Annotated in this window: 12 protein-coding genes; 11 read left to right on the top strand and 1 reads right to left on the bottom strand. The window is 40.4% G+C overall.

Going from position 1 to position 19,597, the window contains the following annotated elements:
* Nucleotides 1-3 precede the first annotated feature (3 nt).
* Nucleotides 4-3,486, bottom strand: coding sequence for a TraB/GumN family protein (locus tag AC6JAD_RS16465; protein ID WP_461303858.1), 3,483 nt, complete (start codon nucleotides 3,484-3,486; stop codon nucleotides 4-6).
* Nucleotides 3,487-3,558: 72 nt separating this feature from the next.
* On the opposite strand from AC6JAD_RS16465, the gene AC6JAD_RS16460 reads away from it, so the two are divergent.
* The 11 genes from AC6JAD_RS16460 (at nucleotide 3,559) to AC6JAD_RS16410 (ending at nucleotide 19,587) form a co-directional block, all read left to right on the top strand.
* Nucleotides 3,559-4,854, top strand: a complete 1,296-nt coding sequence (locus AC6JAD_RS16460) for an anthranilate synthase component I family protein (protein ID WP_461303859.1) — start codon at nucleotides 3,559-3,561, stop codon at nucleotides 4,852-4,854.
* A 57-nt stretch (nucleotides 4,855-4,911) separates the two neighbouring features.
* A complete protein-coding gene (gene tilS, locus AC6JAD_RS16455) occupies nucleotides 4,912-6,222 on the top strand; it encodes a tRNA lysidine(34) synthetase TilS (RefSeq protein ID WP_461303860.1) in 1,311 nt (436 codons plus the stop codon).
* Between the two features lie 3 nt (nucleotides 6,223-6,225).
* Nucleotides 6,226-8,214 (top strand): protein-disulfide reductase DsbD family protein, encoded by a 1,989-nt coding sequence (locus AC6JAD_RS16450; protein ID WP_461303861.1) that lies wholly within the window; start codon nucleotides 6,226-6,228, stop codon nucleotides 8,212-8,214.
* Nucleotides 8,211-10,046, top strand: coding sequence for a CocE/NonD family hydrolase (locus AC6JAD_RS16445; RefSeq protein WP_461303862.1), 1,836 nt, complete (start codon nucleotides 8,211-8,213; stop codon nucleotides 10,044-10,046). Before AC6JAD_RS16450 ends, AC6JAD_RS16445 begins: the two co-directional genes overlap by 4 nt.
* 448 nt (nucleotides 10,047-10,494) lie before the next feature.
* A complete protein-coding gene (gene pgmB / locus AC6JAD_RS16440; RefSeq protein ID WP_461303863.1) occupies nucleotides 10,495-11,151 on the top strand; it encodes a beta-phosphoglucomutase in 657 nt (218 codons plus the stop codon).
* Between the two features lie 6 nt (nucleotides 11,152-11,157).
* On the top strand, nucleotides 11,158-13,440 hold the full coding sequence (locus AC6JAD_RS16435; protein WP_461303864.1) for a glycoside hydrolase family 65 protein: 2,283 nt from the start codon (nucleotides 11,158-11,160) through the stop codon (nucleotides 13,438-13,440).
* A 4-nt stretch (nucleotides 13,441-13,444) separates the two neighbouring features.
* Complete coding sequence (locus AC6JAD_RS16430; protein ID WP_461303865.1) at nucleotides 13,445-15,139, top strand: alpha-amylase family glycosyl hydrolase; 1,695 nt, start codon at nucleotides 13,445-13,447, stop codon at nucleotides 15,137-15,139.
* Nucleotides 15,140-15,143: 4 nt separating this feature from the next.
* The gene (locus AC6JAD_RS16425; protein ID WP_461303866.1) at nucleotides 15,144-16,610 is read left to right on the top strand and encodes an alpha-amylase family glycosyl hydrolase; all 1,467 of its coding nucleotides are present in this window, start codon (nucleotides 15,144-15,146) and stop codon (nucleotides 16,608-16,610) included.
* A gap of 106 nt (nucleotides 16,611-16,716) precedes the next feature.
* Nucleotides 16,717-17,703, top strand: coding sequence for a 6-phosphofructokinase (gene pfkA / locus AC6JAD_RS16420; protein ID WP_461303867.1), 987 nt, complete (start codon nucleotides 16,717-16,719; stop codon nucleotides 17,701-17,703).
* A 15-nt stretch (nucleotides 17,704-17,718) separates the two neighbouring features.
* On the top strand, nucleotides 17,719-18,714 hold the full coding sequence (gene gap / locus AC6JAD_RS16415) for a type I glyceraldehyde-3-phosphate dehydrogenase (RefSeq protein ID WP_461303868.1): 996 nt from the start codon (nucleotides 17,719-17,721) through the stop codon (nucleotides 18,712-18,714).
* Between the two features lie 3 nt (nucleotides 18,715-18,717).
* On the top strand, nucleotides 18,718-19,587 hold the full coding sequence (locus AC6JAD_RS16410; protein WP_461303869.1) for an N-acetylglucosamine kinase: 870 nt from the start codon (nucleotides 18,718-18,720) through the stop codon (nucleotides 19,585-19,587).
* Nucleotides 19,588-19,597: the final 10 nt, after the last annotated feature.

Here is a 19,597-nt window from a genome sequence, read left to right as displayed (position 1 = left end):
TAATTAGTTCGAATTAATGAGTTCTTGCGCTTGTTCGGACCAGTTCTCTTTATCCAATTCTTCCCAATTAACGAAACATTCGTTCATGTTGAAGTCATCTAACTCTGCAGCTTTCAATTCGGCTACGCCAAAATAGCCCCCATCGTATGCATCATATGAAAAACTGAACACACGATATTCAATACCATCGTTCATTACATTACCTAATGTCTCAATTTTGTCAGGGTATTCGTCGTCGTAACCCATTCTATTATAAAAGGATAGATAGGTAAATTGGTCTTTGGCCAGATAATCCTTCGGAATTATCTCTTGTTTTTGTGCTTTGACCAATTCCTCCATTATTTCAAATCTGGAATAGGGGTCTTCCATTTTTTTCAATAAGACGCTTTCATCCACATCATACCCTAGATGAAGTGAGGTTATGATAGATTGCGTTTTTAGCCAATCCGAGTTCTCCGTCTCCCGGGTAAGCAGTTGAAGGCTCTCACTAACATCTTGGGACTTTGTATTGGTCCTGCGAATAATATTGAGATAGTTGCTGATCAATGAATAATTGAGGTGTGGTTTTTCTTTTCTTTGAACTGTATCTACATACCCTTTGGTGTCCTGCACTAAATGGGTAAGGATATGCTCTTTCATTTTTAACAAACGGTGTTTGCTAAGACTATCATTATATATTTTACCATTATACAACCCCACGATTCCATCCCTGTAATTAGGTACATCCATGAGTTCTATTAATCGTTCCTGATTGGCTTCGATACGTTCAAGGCTGTCACTTAAAGGATAGAAAACGTTGAACCATCCGTTATTTTCCCGTTTGGGTCTGCGGTTTTTCAAAAAATCGAAATATACTTCCTCTGCCGATGGTACTTTATAGGTCAAAAAGGTGGGCAAAACATGTGCCCTGTTACTCTCACTAGCATACGCCTTTAAATAATATTCCTTTACTTTTTCAAATGTCTCAGCATCCCCAATGCTAGCCAGGGTATTTATAATAGATTGTCTGGTATTGTAATAACCTCCTTCGTCCAGAAGTGGCTTATTTAGGATTTTCAATAGTGCTGGGGTGTCATTGGCATCGAAAGTTAAATACCGCAATGCAGACTTTGCTTCATAAAATACTACGGAATCTTTCGATTTGAGATTTTTAAAGAATTTCTTCCTCTTTGGAGCAAAAGGATCGAAATCCGATTTAAATTTTTTAATCTTAAATGCGTCAAAAAACTGTTGACTGGAAGGCATACTTAACTCTTCCTCATTCGCATAGGCCAGAAATAAAAAGATACTTCTATCGTGTAGAACCATTCTCAGCTTTTGTTGGATATCCTGCTTGTTGTTCTTAATAAGTACCTCCCGGGCCGGAACCCCAGATATTTTAACATCCTTAGTCTTGATAATACTATCTCCTTCCTCCAATATCCATTCGGTATATTCATCATATGCATTTTCGTAGGATGTGTATTCTGAATATGGGCGTAAAAACGTCCTTTCCATACCATAGTTGCCACCTGTTTCATCCATCGTGCCATAGTATGTATGTAAGGAGTCGAATTTGGCCTCGGAGATATAGAATTCATTGCTTTCAAAAGAAACACTACTGGGAACGCGCATTTCGTACTTGTTGTCCAAGTTTAGTATGGAATCAAACGCAATGGTTTTGTAATCACTGTATTCGAAAGATTTGAAAAAAGTGTCGGTCCTGTCTACCTTTTCATCTGCAACCGTTTTCTGAGCCAGTAGTACATAGGTTCTATTACCCCGCATGAAAAATCGGACCAAGGTATTGTAGCCATTTCCTAGTGAAATTTCGAATTCTAGCCCTTCCAAACCTCGTTCTTTATATTGGGTAGGCCCGGATATGATGGTACCCATAGAACTAAAATGGGCAATTAATTCCTCTTCATAGGTCGTATTGTCCATGATATAGTGCCCCTTTGGCTGATCGTTATACCGCATGATGTATAACATATTATTAGCCTTGTCCTGTGCCATGTACATATTCATAATATAGGGCGGCAGTTCTTCTCCTTGTGGATTTGCGACTTCTCGGGAAATATCTTTTATCTCCCCTGGCATGGATATACTCATGGCTCCTAAATCCGGTTCGAAAGTATCCCATTCTACTATGGGAACTTCTGGAGGAAACAAGACAATAGAATTGAAAAAAGCATTAGACTGGGCCATATTTGTGCTGGCTGCCTGGGATTGCACCATAAAGGCATAGACAATTTGGTCCGTTCGGATGATCTGCATTTTCAATACACCTTCATCTTTGTTTACAACGACTTCATCAATTTGGTGGCCGAACTTTTCGAATTGCCTTCTGCTAACAATTTTTGTGGTGTCACCTTGTATCTGTTCTGCTAAAACACTTTCTGTGAAATCGTAGCCCTCTTTGATCTGTTTTCCCCTAAAATCGACAGCCATATAAGCAAAAAAGCGTCCAGTAACCATATCCATTGACATCCTAGAAAATAGGCCTTCCTTAATATTTATGGGCTGGGGTTCCGATGGAAGCTTAAGCTCGAAGCCTAGCTCGGGTATTCTGTCGTGATACCACTCATCTAGATTAATCTCTTGGGAAAAATCGAACTCTGTAGGGTCTTCGTTAAAAGTGGCCGCCACTTTACTTACAACAAACCCTTTTTTACGCATTAAGCTAATAATTCCTTCTTCACCCGAAAGATGTGCTGCCCCTACTGCGGTAAAAAGTGATTTTTCCTTCATGATTCGCTCCATATTGTCCGCCATTACATGATTGCGCCGGTTTAGGGATACGTTAAATGGAGTAGACCCGGCAATCTCTTCATATAATTTTTCAATATCCCCTTGGTAATAAACTTCCTTTAGGAACTGCACATAATTTTCAGACTCTTCTTCGTCACTATCCAAAATCTCAAGTACCTCTTCCCGTATCTCTTCCTTTGGGATGTCCTCGAGATTAGGCAATTGATCTTCCACTTTCTCCAGACCATACACATCATTATTATAATATTTGGCGATACCGTATAAATAGACATCCAAAAATGTTTCCATTTCATCTTCTTTGGGAACATCTTTTGTTAGCCTTGTCTCAATAAAGGTGGGGTTCAGGAACGGTGCACTATCCAACGACTTCCCATGTAATTCTTCGTATCTTTTGTCTAAACGCTCGTATTCTTCTTCGGACAATACCTCCTTATATACATTCTTTTTAATATCCTTAAACATGGTCTTCAAAAGGCTGGAAGTCATGCTGTCTGGGTGAATCTCCATTGCAAAAGCCTCTGTATTCTTTATGGCTGGAATGACAGAATCACTAAATTTGAAAACCTTGGGATCCTGGGAATGAAAAGTACCAAAGAGATAGGATTTTTTCGAAGAATCCAGATGCGAAATCTCCCAAAGAAGGGCATAATTTTCCCTATCTTGGGAATAACCGCTGTATGAAGAAAAGAATAAAAAAAGTAAGAGGGTAATAGATAGGATCCGATGTAATTTCATAATTTACCGTCGAGGATTTAAATGGTTGAATCGTCATTCAATAATACTAATTTTTAGATAAGTTCCCGATCATTGAGGACTATAAAAACGAAAACCGACTTTCTGCTCGATGAATTAAAACCGAAGTTACTGTCGTGGGCACAGCAATTCGAAGAGGTTATATGGTTAGATTCCAACGATCACGTTCAAAATCATAGCAGTTATAAAGCGATTTTGGCAGTAGATGCCAAAACAAGATTAAAGTGTGGCTCCGATGGTGCGTTCGATAGGCTTTCTAATTATCAGGAAACTGCGAACGACTGGTTGTTCGGCTATCTTTCCTATGATCTAAAGAATGATGTGGAAAACCTTTTTTCCGACAACGTGGACAAGCTTTTTTTTCCGGACCTCTATTTTTTTCAACCAAAGAAAGTATTTCTCTTTAAGGATAATGAAGTTGAAATCCATTATCTACAGGAAGTGGAGTCGCAAATAGATGAAGATTGGAATTCAATACGAGGAGGAAGAACGCTCACTGGTATAACTGCGATAGAAGAGCCTATTAAGATTAGGCTTCGTACCACAAAGGATAATTATTTTTACAAAGTGAACGATATGCTTCGCCATATAGAGCGGGGCGATATTTATGAGGCCAACTTTTGTCAAGAATTCTTTGCAGAGGATACACAAATTGATCCGCTGAGGGCTTTTTATCATCTTAACACTATTTCTACTCCGCCATTTGCGACTTTTTTGAAATTGGGACATTTACACGCGCTCTCCGCATCTCCGGAGCGTTACTTAAAAAAAGACGGCAACCAGGTGATTTCACAACCCATAAAGGGAACCGCTAAGCGTTTGAAGGACCCAGAAGCCGATCGGAAGATGGCAAAGGCTTTAGAAAGCGATCCTAAGGAAAGGAGCGAGAATATCATGATTACCGACTTGGTTCGTAACGATCTTTCGCGTTTTGCCATCAAAGGAACGGTTGCTGTAGAGGAACTATGCAAAATCTACACATTTGAGCAGGTGCATCAGATGATTTCTACAGTGAAATGTGAAGTGCCAACTTCCATTTCGCCAGTTTCACTTATTAGAAATACGTTCCCAATGGGCAGTATGACTGGAGCACCCAAAATTTCTGCCATGAAAATTATTGAAGATCTAGAAGATGCTAAAAGAGGTCTGTACAGTGGGGCCATAGGTTATTTTGCTCCCAATGGGGATTTCGATTTCAATGTGGTTATAAGGAGTATTCTATATAATTCACAGGAGCAGTACGTTAGCTTTTCGGTGGGTGGTGCCATAACCGCCAAATCCAAACCCGAGAATGAGTATGAAGAATGTTTGCTCAAGGCAAAGGCCATGCGCAAGGTGCTCGAAGGTTAACGTATCCTTTTGATTTCCTTACATCATCTTTCCTTATTTTTGAAGACATTTATTACCATGCAATCAGCTTTTGTAACACATATTAACAATACTTTTCCCAGTATGGTGGGCAAAAAGGTGCTCGTTGCCTGTAGCGGAGGCTTGGATAGCATGGTTCTTTCTAGTTTGTTATATCGATCAGGTTTCGATATCGCCCTGGCACACTGTAATTTTGGACTAAGGGGTCGTGAAAGCGATGAAGATGAAGTCTTTGTGCACAAAGTGGCACAAGAATACGGTATTCAGGTCTTCGTGAAAAAATTTGATACGGAGCAAGTTGCCAAGGATAACAAATGGTCCATTCAAATGACGGCTAGGGAACTGCGTTATCAATGGTTTCATACGCTATTAATAAACAACGGATTCGAGTATCTCGTTACCGCGCATCATGCAGACGACGATTTGGAAACGTTTTTCATTAACCTTTCCCGGGGAACAGGTATACGCGGTCTTAGAGGTATTCCAATGGAAAATGATAAAATCATTCGGCCATTATTGGCTTTTACAAGGAGTGAGATCGAGGCCTTTGCCAAGGAATCCGGCCTGTATTGGAGGGAAGACAGTAGTAATGAGGACACAAAATATTTGAGGAATCAAATAAGGCACGATTTAATCCCAGCTTTTAAAGGGTTAGGGGATAAAGCGATTAGAGGATTTAGGAATTCACAAAAATACCTGGATCAAGGAAGTCGGCTAATTGAAGATTATATTCAATTGGTGTATAAATTGGCTGTTTCTGAAACGAATGAAGGTATCGTAATCGATATCGCTAGGTTAGACGATCTACCCCATACGGATGCCCTTCTTTTTGAAATGCTGCATCCTTTTGGTTTTACTGATTTTAAAGCCATCAAAGGATTATTAAGTGCGCAGACTGGAAAATTAGTTAGGTCTTCAAGCCACAGAATCCAAAAGAATAGAAATACATTGCTCATTAGTGAATATCCTACTCAGGAAGTTGTCGGTACCGATATTTCGGAACAAACAGAGCAAATGAAGTACCCTATTTCACTTTCCTTTTCCCAAGCCAATCAGTTCGAAATAACTAACGGACATACTGTATTTTTGGACAAGGCAAGGCTAAGCTATCCATTGGTATTGCGTAAATGGAATGAAGGGGATAGTTTTTACCCTTTGGGTATGAAAGGAAAAAAGAAATTGAGTAAGTTTTTTAAAGATGAAAAGTTATCTTTGGTGGCCAAGGAAAATTGTTGGCTTCTTTGTAGTGAAGATCAGATCGTTTGGGTGATTGGATATCGCATGGACGAACGATTTAAAGTGACCAAGGAAACAAAAAATATAGTGAGAATAGATTATACCCCAAACTAAGATATGAAACGTTTCTTCGCAATTTGTATACTTATCCTTTGTGCCCAGTTTTCTTTTGGGCAAGGATTATTGGATCCGGTAAAATGGAATGTATCCATTCAACAAAAACAGGGACAACAGTATGAAATCCTAATCAATGCCGAAATAGATGCTGGTTGGCATTTGTACAGTCAAAAACAGTTTGGAGAAGAATTTGAAGGGCCAATTCCTACAGAGATTTACTTTAATGCTACGGATTCCACGTATCGTTTGGTGGGGGAAACCAAAGAACCACAGATCAAACCAATCTACGACAAGGTATTCGACCTGGATGTAGTTTATTTTGAAGACAAAGTAGAGTTTAGCCAAGTCATTGAAATGATTAATGACAAGGACTTTAAGGCGGTCGTAGAGGTGAATTATTCAGTCTGCGATGACGAAAAATGCCTAGCTCCGGAAAGCAAATCATTCGAAGTTAATCTAGATGGTATCTCAACGGTTATCGATGCGGATATTTCTCCGGAGGATATTGCCAAAACCGATGCCCTTATGCTAGATATCAAGGGCAAAGACAAGTATTTGGTTGCCTCACAGGAAAAGAAGGGGCTATTTACCATTTTCCTTTTAGGGTTTTTGGGCGGTTTAATTGCGCTGTTAACTCCTTGTGTATTTCCAATGATACCGTTAACCGTTAGTTTTTTTACCAAAAGTGCCCAGAATAAGAAGAAAGGACTGGTAAATGCAATTTTGTACGGACTTTTCATTTTCTTGATTTATGTGTTATTGAGTATTCCTTTTCATGTATTGGATTCGCTCAATCCCGAAATATTAAATAACATTTCGACCAACGTTACCCTTAACGTTATCTTTTTCATCATTTTCATAGTATTCGCATTTTCATTTTTTGGGTACTTCGAACTTACGCTTCCACAATCCTGGAGTGCCAAAATGGATAGTAAGGCCACGAGTATAGGTGGTTTTATAGGAATATTTTTCATGGCATTGACCTTGGCAATTGTCTCATTTTCCTGTACGGGTCCTATATTGGGTACGCTATTGGGTAGTTCTTTAACTGCAGATGGCGGGGCGATGCAACTTAGTATGGGAATGGGTGGTTTTGGTTTGGCATTGGCATTGCCATTTGCCCTTTTTGCCCTTTTCCCTAATATGCTGAATTCGCTCCCAAAGAGTGGAGGATGGCTAAACACAGTGAAGGTGGTACTTGGTTTTATAGAACTGGCACTGGCATTTAAGTTCCTTTCCAATGCCGATTTGGTAGAACATTGGGGCTTCCTGAAACGGGAGATATTCTTTGGTATTTGGATTATTTGTGCGCTAGGTCTTGCTCTCTACCTATTTGGATTCATTCGTTTTCCACATGACGGTCCAAAAGGCAAATTGGCCAAAGGAAATATTTTGGTAGGATCCATGGCAATTATTTTTCTATTGTATTTAATTCCCGGACTTACCAATACAAAATATGCGAATTTGAAGCTTTTAAGCGGATTTCCACCACCATTGTTCTATAGCCTTTACGACAAGGGTACTTCGGCTCCCTTAGGACTTACTGCATACAAGGATTTTGATGAAGGACTTGCAGCTGCCAAAGCGGAAGGAAAGCCCATTATGGTAGATTTCACCGGTTGGGCATGTGTAAATTGCAGGAAAATGGAAGAACAGGTTTGGAGCGATCCAGAAATCTTCAAATCCATTAGCGAGGACTATATCCTTATTTCACTTTATGTAGATGACAGGAAGGAATTGGAGGATGCCGAGAAGTTCAATTATTTGAAACCTTCTGGAGGCACCAAGAAAATAAAGACCATAGGGGATAAGTGGGCTACTTTTCAGACTATTAACTTTGGCAATAACTCACAACCCTATTATGTGCTCTTGGATTCCGAATTGAATTTATTGAGTACTCCAGTTGGATACACCCCGGATTCTGATGAATATCTACAATGGTTGAAGGAAGGTACTTCCAAAACTATCGCTAAAAACCAATCATTATGAAGCAGTTATTTTTTGTATTAGCCCTTTTTATTTCAACATCTTTTTGGGCTCAGGAGGACTATTCCAAAAATCACTACAATAAAACAGAAACGACCATCACCATGCGCGATGGTATAAAACTTCACACCACCATTTATTCTCCCAAGGACACCTCTAAGGAGTATCCAATGCTGTTACAACGAACCCCTTATAGTTGTAGGCCCTACGGGGAGGATAAATTCCGCTCGCGAATTGGCCCTAATGAGTTCATGATGAAAGAAGGGAATATCATTGTGTATCAAGATGTACGTGGTCGATGGATGAGCGAAGGGGTATACGATAATATGCGTGCGTATATTCCCAACAAAAAGGGAAAGCAGGTAGATGAGGCGAGTGATACTTATGATACTATTGATTGGTTGGTAAAGAATGTACCGAATAATAACGGAAATGTAGGAGTCTGGGGGATTTCATACCCTGGGTTCTATGCGACTTATTCACTACTGGATGCCCACCCATCACTTAAGGCAGTATCCCCCCAGGCTTGTATTGGAGACTTCTTTTTCGATGATTTTCATCACAATGGCGCCTATTTGTTGAGCTATTGGCGTGCTACGGCGGTATTTGGTTATGAAAAAACCGAACCAACACCGAAGTCCTGGTATTCCTTTCCTGATCTCGGCTCAAAAGATCAGTATCAGTTCTTTCTTGATGCTGGCCCTTTATCTAATTTAGATGCGTATTACGGTGAAGACAATATATTTTGGCAACAGCTCAAAGATCACCCTAATTATGACGAGTTCTGGAGATCACGGGGCATCATTCAGCATCTAAAGGATATAAAGCCAGCCGTAATGGTTGTTGGTGGCTTATTTGATGCAGAAGACCTATATGGGCCTTTCGAGACCTACGAAAAGATAGAGCAGAACAGCAATAATTATAATACGGTGGTTTTTGGTCCCTGGAGCCACGGTGATTGGGCACGAAATAAGGAGCGCCAAGCTATTGGTAATGTGTATTTCGGAACTAATTTATCTAGGGATTACCAGCGTGATGTAGAATGTAAATTCTTTAATCACTTTCTTAAAAACAATGGAGAAGGAGAGTTGGATTTGCCAGAAGCACGTATGTTCGATACGGGTACCCGAGAATGGAGAAACTTTACGGAGTGGCCCCCAAAAAACACAGACCAACGCACATTATGGCTGCAAAGCAACCAACGCCTCAATAAGATGGCAGAAAAAAGCTTTACATTCGAGGAATTTGTGAGTGACCCAAAGAAACCTGTTCCTTATACTGAAGATATTAAAATGGTATTTACCCCAAGAAAATACATGACAGACGACCAACGTTTTGCCGCTAGGAGACCGGATGTGGTCGTTTTTGAAACCCCGGTTTTGGAGGAAGATGTGACTTTGACAGGGGAGATAATGGCCAAGTTAAATGTGTCTACTACAGGAACAGATGCCGATTGGGTAGTAAAATTAATAGATGTATATCCCAATGATGCTGAAGATTATGAGGAAACCCAGAAGTACTTAAAGATGAGTAACTATCATCTTATGGTGAGAAGTGAAGTGATGCGGGGCCGTTTTAGGAATGACTTCAGTAAACCCGAACCATTCGTACCGGGAGAAAAAACCAAGGTCGAGGTAAAACTACAGGATGTTTGCCATACATTTAAGAAAGGACACAAGATTCAGATACAGGTTCAGAGTACCTGGTTTCCGCTAATAGACTTGAATCCGCAGACATTCGTTCCAAATATTTTTGAGGCTAAGGAAAGTGATTTTCAGAAACAAACCCATAGGGTGTATAACGATTCTTCTATAGAGTTTACTGTATTGAAATAGGACAAAAAAAAGCGCTGCGTAGTGAATAGCAGCGCTGATAACAAACCTAACTTAGTAAATTTTATTTCAGTATCGAAAATCAATTTTTTATCCCCACAAAAAATTTTTTCAATACGAATTCACTAATACTCCAAAGATATACTACAAATAATAACTACATATACGTGCATACACGTATTTTCGTATTAATAAATGTTAAAATGATATTTCCCTATAGGGAAGTAGGGTTTTAGTTCGATTTTTCGATAAATCTTTTAATAAAGGGTGGTACCGTTGGTTTTAACTAAAACGTTTTCGGTAATTTATTCCATTTTTGCGCCTCAAAAAATGCATATCTTTAGAGCGTAATAAACAAATTTGAACTGGAAGTACAAATGGGTCAAGGGGTTAAGGAAAATTATGGAAAAGTGTTTTTTTAGTTCATAAAGCATAGGAATTACTACAATTAATGAATAGAAAAGGGTTTATTTTCGATTTAGATGGCGTCATAGTCGATACAGCTAAATACCATTATTTAGCTTGGAAGAAATTAGCAGAAAGCATAGGAATTTCATTCACCGAACACGATAACGAACAATTGAAAGGAGTAAGTCGGGTACGATCCTTGGAGAAAATTTTGGCCTGGGGAGAGAAAGAACTGCATGAAGATAAGTTCATGGAATTACTCGCTGTAAAAAACAACGATTACCTAGCCTACATAGAAAGAATGGATGAGAATGAATTGCTGCCAGATGTGAATAGAGTATTGCAGTTTCTGTTGGAAAGCGAACAACCCATTGCACTTGGGTCGGCTAGTAAGAATGCCCGCAAAATCCTTAGGGAGGTTCAGTTATATAATAAATTTGATACCATTGTCGATGGCAATGATGTAACCTTGGCCAAACCGGATCCAGAGGTGTTTTTGAAAGCAGCAGCCGGACTTAGTGTTAATTCCGAAAATGCCATAGTTTTTGAAGACTCCATCGCCGGTATTCAAGCAGCAAATATGGCTGGAATGACTAGCATAGGTATTGGTAGTCCCGAAGTATTACAGGAAGCCGATTATGTTTTCAGTGATTTTACTGAAATATCCAATGAATTTTTACATAAACTTATTCATCAATAGTTACAAATGAATCAAGAATATATCATACCAGATCCGTGGAGCATCATTGAAGATGGTTTCGATAAAGAATTGGTTAAATCGTCCGAAAGCCTTTTCAGTATAGGAAATGGTGCCATGGGACAAAGAGCCAATTTTGAAGAGGATTATAGTGGTTCCACATTTCAAGGGAGTTATATAGGAGGCGTCTATTATCCGGATAAGACCCGTGTGGGATGGTGGAAAAATGGATACCCCGAGTATTTTGCCAAGGTGTTGAATGCTCCCAATTGGATTGGGATACGGATCTCGGTAAATGGGGAGAACCTCGATCTAAATACCTGCGAAGTAAGTGAATTTCGCCGTGAATTGAACATGCAAGATGGTTCCTACACACGCCGTTTTGTGGCTACGCTCCAAAATGGGACAGAAGTTGAGGTAACTAGTACACGGATCCTTCATTTGGATCATGACGAACTGGGAGTTATAGACTATTCGCTGAAGGTTTTAAATAAGGATGCAGATGTTGTCTTTAGCCCTTATTTGGATGCAGGTATAACTAATGAGGATAGTAACTGGGACGATCAATTTTGGGAAATTCTTGCCGTGACCGAAGATAACGACCAAGGCTTTATTCGTACCCGAACGATGAAGACCCATTTCGATGTATGTACGTTTATGCAGTCCCAGCTGTTATTGAATGGAACTACTATGGGAGTCTCCCCGAAAATGGAGTCTAAGGCCAAAAGTATCTGGGCACATTATCCTATTGCCTTGCAAAAAGGCGAAACGGCAACTCTACAAAAATATGCAGGGTATGTGGTATCCCTTAACCATAAACCAGATGCTTTAATAGATGCAGCCAAAAATGTACTGGAGAATGGGGTTTCTTTGGGATATACAGCATTAAAAGAATCACAAGCCGATGCCTGGTCCAAGGTTTGGGACATGGCAGATATTACTATAGAAGGAGATGTAGAGGCTCAACAGGGAATCCGATTCAATATTTTTCAACTCAATCAGACCTATTCGGGGAAGGACGAACGTCTTAATATTGGTCCTAAGGGATTTACAGGCGAAAAGTACGGTGGGAGCACTTATTGGGATACAGAGGCTTACTGTATTCCATTTTATATGGCTACCAAGGACCAACAGGTTGCTAGAAATTTGTTGAAGTACCGATACGATCAACTGGATAAAGCCATAGAAAACGCCCAAAAGCTTGGTTTTACCAATGGAGCTGCTTTATACCCAATGGTGACCATGAACGGGGAAGAATGCCATAACGAATGGGAGATTACTTTCGAGGAAATACATAGAAACGGAGCCATTGCCTTTGCCATTTTCAATTATGAACGTTACACGGGCGATACATCCTATGTTCCAGAAATGGGCCTTGAAGTTCTTATTGGCATTGCAAGATTCTGGCATCAAAGGGCTACTTTTAGTAAAGCGAAGAACAAATATGTTATTCTCGGGGTTACGGGGCCCAACGAATATGAGAACAACGTCAATAATAATTGGTATACAAATTATATAGCCAAGTGGTGTATCGAGTATGCGACGGCTATGATAGAACGCGTACATGGCGAGTCAGAAAGTGAGCATGCCCGCATTATGGGCAAGACTCAATTGTCGGTTGAAGAGATTCAATCATGGAATCAGGTAGCCCACGGAATGTATTTCCCGTATTCTGTGGAGTACGACATTTATCTGCAACAAGACGGGTTCCTTGACAAGGAGTTAATTACGGTTAATGATTTGGGTAAAGAGAATAGGCCCATCAATCAGAAATGGTCCTGGGATCGCATCCTAAGATCTCCGTACATTAAACAAGCGGATACGTTACAAGGGTTTTATTTCTTCGAAGACCAATTTACTGATGAAGAACTGGAGCGTCATTTCGACTTTTACGAACCTTTTACCGTTCATGAATCTTCATTATCTCCTTGTGTGCATAGTATTCAGGCCGCTAAATTAGGTCGAATGGAACAGGCTTATACCTTCTATCTGCGAACTTCTAGATTGGATTTGGATGATTACAATAAAGAGGTGGAAGAAGGTTGTCATATCACGAGTATGGCGGGAACCTGGATGAGCATTGTAGAGGGCTTTGGTGGAATGCGCATTAAAAATGGAGCATTACATTTTACACCTCAAATGCCAGAACAGTGGACGAGTTACTCCTTTAAGCTCAATTTTCGGGGGAGTATTCTTAAGGTGATGGTAAATAAAGACCAAACTAACTTTAGATTGGAAAGTGGTCCATCGGTTACTGTGACCCTTAATTCAGAACAAATCACCATAAACTAATTATATGATGAAATTTGGGAATTACTTCCTCGTTGCAATATGCACCTTTGTTTGGATAGGATGCGGGGAAAATAAGAAAGAAACGACCGATTCTTCGATTACTTCGGAGGTAGAAATAGAAAACAGTAAAACTTCCCATTTCGATTGGGAAGGTGCCAACATATACTTTCTATTAACCGATCGCTTTCACAATGGAGACACTTCTAATGATGTCAATTTCAACAGAACCAACGAAACTGCCGTTCTCCGTGGATTCGAAGGAGGAGATATAAAAGGAGTGACCCAAAAAATAAAAGAAGGCTACTTCAATGATCTTGGTGTAAATGCGATTTGGATGACTCCCATTGTAGAACAAATACACGATGGCGTGGATGAAGGAACGGGATATACCTATGGATACCATGGGTATTGGACGAAAGACTGGACTACCCTTGATCCGAACTTCGGAACTGAAGAAGACTTAAGTGAATTGGTAACCACGGCACACGAAAATGGCATTCGCATTTTATTGGACGCGGTTATTAACCATCATGGACCCCAGACCGAAATAGACGGGGTATGGCCCGAAGAATGGGTGCGAACCTCTCCAACTTGCGACTTCCAAACGTACGAAACGACAACCAAATGTACACTGGTCGATAATTTGCCAGATGTCCTAACCGAAAGTAATGAAGCTGTTGCTCTACCTCCACAATTGGAACAAAAGTGGAAGGCAGAGGGTAGGTACGATGAGGAAATGGCCGAACTGGATGCATTCTTCGAAAAAACGGGTCATCCAAGGGCGCCCAGATTCTATATCATGAAATGGTTGGCCGATTATATCACGGATTATGGTATCGACGGATATCGTGTGGATACGGTAAAACATACAGAAGAATATGTATGGGAAGAGTTTGAAGATGTTTGTGAGACAGCGTTTAATGATTGGAAAACAGCCAATCCAACGTTAACTTTAGACGAAAGCCCTTTTTATTTGGTGGGTGAAATTTATTTCTACAACATCAATAACGGAAAGGAATACGATTTTGGAGACCGAAAGGTAAATTACTTTAATGATAGTTTTGACGCCCTTATTAATTTTGATTTACGGGGAACAGCCGATCAATCATTGGAGGCCGTTTTCAGTAGATATTCAGATATTCTTCATGGAGAATTGGACGGTTTCAGCACCTTGAGCTATGTCTCTTCCCATGACGACGGTGATCCATACGATAAATCACGGGAAAAAACATATGAAAGCGCAGTACGTTTGCTATTGGCGCCTGGTGCTTCACAAATTTATTATGGAGATGAAGTCGGTCGTTCCTTGATTATAGAAGGTACCCAAGGAGATGCTACGCTACGTTCTTCCATGAATTGGGAATCCATTGCTACGGATCAAGAAGCCCAAAAACTATTGGCACATTGGCAAAAACTAGGGCAATTCAGAAACAATCATATGGCGGTAGGCGCGGGAGTGCATGCTATGATTCAAGAAACCCCATACACATTTTCAAGAATGTACAGTAGCGATGCGTACGAAGATAAGGTGGTCGTAAGTTTGGACAACCCAAACGATAAGGTAATTTCCACTGGGAATGTGTTTCAGGATGGAACCCAATTAAGGGATGCTTACAGCGGACAGACTGTTGAGGTAAAAGAAGGCAGGGTGTCCTTCAGTTCCGAGTACGATATCGTATTGTTAGAACCCATAAAATAAGACGATGAGAAAAATAGCCGTTTTGGCCCTGCTGTGTTTCACGGTATGGTCTTGTAAACAAGGGACCGAAAAAGACAATACAGCTGAACCAGAAGGTTCGGAAACAAGCGAGATGACCAGAAAACCAGAGCGCATTCGTATTACGGATACCGATTTGGAAAGTACCGTGATTTATGAAGCCAATATTCGGCAATATTCACCAGAAGGAACTTTTGATGCCTTTACCAAAGATATTCCGCAGTTAAAGGAATTAGGGGTGAAGGTAATTTGGCTCATGCCAGTGCATCCCGTATCTATGGTGAAAAGGAAGGCCACAAATGATTCTTCCATAGAGGATATAACCGACTTAGAGGAACGGAAAAAATATCTAGGGAGTTATTATTCGGTAGCCGATTACAAGGCCGTAAACCCAGATTATGGAACCATGGAAGATTTCCGCGAATTGGTTCGAACTGCACATGACAATGGTATGTATGTTATTATAGACTGGGTTCCTAATCATACTGGCTGGGATCACCCGTGGATTACGGAACATCCAGAATACTATACCAAGAACGAAGAAGGTGAAATTACCGATCCTTTAAACGATGATGGAGAACCTTGGGGCTGGACAGACGTTGCAGATCTTAATTATGATAACATGGAGATGCAGGAAGCGATGATAGATGCAATGAAGTTTTGGATTGTTCAGGAAGGGATAGATGGTTTTCGTTGCGATGTGGCTCATAGTGTACCCTTACAATTCTGGGAAAAAGCGATTCCTGCATTGCGTTCCGAAAAAAGCATTTTTATGTTAGCTGAGGCAGAGCTGCCTGAGATCATGACCAATGACCTGTTTGAAATGTCCTATGCCTGGGAGTTTCATCATTTACTAAATGCCATTGCCAAAGGCGAGAAAGGAGTTTCCGATTTCGATTCGTATATGAAGGATGAGCAGGAGAAATGGGCTAGTGACGATATCCTAATGCGATTTGTCACCAATCACGACGAAAATTCATGGGCAGGAACCGTAAACGAAAGAATGGGTGATGCTTCCGAAACCCTATTGGCACTTACCTATTGTGTGCCAGGCATGCCCTTGGTTTACAGCGGTCAGGAATACGATTTGAATCACAGGCTTAAGTTTTTTGAAAAGGATCAAATTCCGAAGGATAAAGGGAAGACCTGGGAAGTTTTATCAAGGCTGGGTACCCTTAAAAATACATACCCTGCTCTGTCGGGGGGAAAGAATCCCGCTTCGTATGAAAGATTAAATACTGGAAACGATAAGATACTGGCCTTTCAAAGAATGAAGGGAGATAGCAAACTTTTCTATGTGGCCAATATGAGTGGAACTGCACAAGAGGTAATGATGGACTGGAAATTGGATGGAGCTACTTGGAATCCTGTGCTCAATGATGAAATAATTATAGTTTCTGATGAACCCATGGAATTAGCTCCCTGGGAATACCATATTTTGATAAAAAAGTAATTTTTTGCCCCAATTATTGGGGCTTTTTCATAAAATGCCCATTTCGAAAACGTTATCGTCAATATTTTGCTTTGTTCAATAAAAACTTTGCTATAATTTTACCTTAATGAGTGAAAAAATTAAGAGAATAGCTGTCTTGACCAGTGGAGGTGATGCACCTGGAATGAACGCTGCCATACGTGCTGTCGTGCGTTCCTGTGCGTATCATGATTTGGAGTGTGTAGGTGTGTTCAGGGGACTTCAGGGATTGATAGAAGGGGACTTCAAGGAATTAGGGCCTCGATCTGTAAAGAACATCATTAACCGTGGTGGGACTTTTCTGAAATCTGCCCGCTCAAAAGAGTTCAGGACTAAAGCAGGTAGACAAGAGGCATACGACAATCTTAAAGAATCCAATATAGATGCATTGGTGGTTATTGGAGGTGATGGAACCTTTACCGGTGCCAATGTATTTAATGCTGAATTCAATTTTCCAATTGTTGGGATTCCGGGAACAATAGACAATGATATAAATGGTACAGATTATACCATTGGGTACGATACTGCTTTAAATACAGTAGTAGAGGCCATTGATAAGATTAGGGATACAGCAAATTCCCACAACCGTTTGTTCCTTGTTGAAGTTATGGGGCGTGATGCAGGAGATATAGCTTTAAATGCTGGAATTGGTGCGGGTGCCGAGGAAATCCTGATCCCTGAAGAGGATATGGGAAGGGACAGGTTAGTGGCTTCTTTACGACGAAGTAAGAAGTCTGGAAAATCCTCAAGTATCGTTGTGGTTGCAGAAGGGGATCAGATTGGTAAAAATATCATGGAATTAGCCGAATACATTCGTGAAAACCTCGATGAATATGAGGTAAAAGTAACGGTGCTAGGTCATATTCAACGAGGGGGAACCCCAAGTTGTTATGACAGGGTACTTGGCAGCAGATTGGGTGTGGGAGCGGTTGATGCTCTCATTAATGGTGAAAAGGATGTCATGATAGGAATTTCACATAATAAATTGGTTTCGGTACCATTTGCCGAAGCTATCAAAGGAGAAAACGAAATAGATTTAGACTTAATACGTGTTGCAGATATTACATCTGTATAATTTCAAAAAAAGAATATGACAAAAATTGGTATAAACGGTTTTGGCCGAATAGGAAGAATTGCTTTTAGGGTAGCCGCTAAGAATTACAACGTGGAGATTGTGGCAGTAAATGATTTATTGGATGTAGATCATCTGGCGTATCTTTTAAAGTATGATTCTGTACATGGAAAATATGACGGAACGGTCGAGGTAAAGGATGGGCATTTAGTCGTAGATGGTAAAACCATACGAGTGTCGGCAGAAAGAAATCCTGAAGATTTAAAATGGGATGAAGCAGGAGCTGAAATAATCATCGACTGTACAGGCATTTTTACAACCAAGGATACTGCAGGAGCCCATATAAAGGCTGGAGCTAAAAAAGTAGTTATTTCTGCGCCTTCTAAGGATGCTCCTATGTTTGTTATGGGAGTAAACCATAATGAGGTAAAGCCTGAGGACACTGTCGTTTCCAATGCATCTTGTACGACGAATTGCTTGGCCCCTATGGCGAAGGTTATAGACGACAACCTTGGGATAGTCGAAGGGTTAATGACAACAGTACATGCAGCAACTGCAACCCAACTTACGGTAGATGGTCCAGCAAGAAAGAACTATCGACTGGGAAGAAGCGCTATTTCGAACATTATCCCTACAAGTACGGGAGCAGCGGTAGCCGTGACTAAGGTAATACCTGCCTTGCAAGGAAAACTTACCGGAATGGCATTTAGGGTACCTACGGCAGATGTATCTGTAGTGGACCTTACGGTTCGTACAGAGAAATCAGCTACCTACGAAGAAGTTAAGCAACTCTTTAAAGATGCGGCATCTGGTTCGTTTAAAGGCATTGTAGATTATGTGGAGGACCCTGTGGTTTCCCAAGACTTTGTAAGCGACCCCAACACCTGTAATTTTGATGCAAATGCAGGAATAGCCCTTAATGACAATTTCTTTAAATTAGTGGCTTGGTATGATAACGAATTTGGATATTCTGCTAAATTGATCGATTTGGCAGTACACATTGCAAGTATTTAATATATGACAATTATAGCTGACGGTGGTTCTACGAAGTGCGATTGGATATTGCTAGATGAATCGGGGAATCAAGTCCTTAAAACACGAACGCGTGGATTAAACCCAGCTGTGGTACCGCGCGAGGACCTGTACAAAAGAATACAGGAAAACAATGATTTACCCGGACTCTTCGGAAAGGCAACCATGGTGGACTTTTATGGTGCTGGCTGTGGAACTGAAACACCACGAACAGCATTACGATTGGTACTGGAGGACCTGTTTAAAAATGCAACGGTTACTGTTCAGGAAGATGTTGCTGCAGCGGTATATGCGGCCACAACCGAACCTGGAATAGTTTGTATTTTAGGAACAGGCTCCAATAGCTGCTATTACGATGGTACCGAGATTCATACACCAGTTGCTTCATTGGGATTCTCCCTCATGGATGAAGCCAGTGGAAATTATTTTGGCAAACGATTGATAAGGGATTATTTCTATAAAAGAATGCCTGTAACGTTGGCAGAGGAATTTGAGAAGCGTTTCGATTTAGATCCCGATGTGATTAAACAAAACTTATATCAGAGACCCAATCCAAATACTTATTTAGCAAGCTTTGCTGAATTTATCTTCACTAGTGAAGAAGTGAATGGGTATTTCTATAAACTGATCAGTGAAGGGATTATACGTTTTATAGATTATCGTATCATGTGCTATAAAGAAGCACAAAGTGTGCCTATCCATTTTGTAGGTTCTATTGCGCATTTTTCCAAAGATATTATTGAAGATTGCATGAAACGCTATCAGTTGGAATTAGGTAATGTCATTCGTAGGCCAATAGACGGGCTTATCGATTATTACCGAAATCACCGATTAAACGTAGCCACTCAAAACTAATACCATTATC

The organism is Aureisphaera sp. (assembly GCF_059726885.1).
The sequence above is the reverse complement of the archived record's forward strand: the minus strand, read 5'-3'. Positions and strand labels throughout refer to the sequence as shown.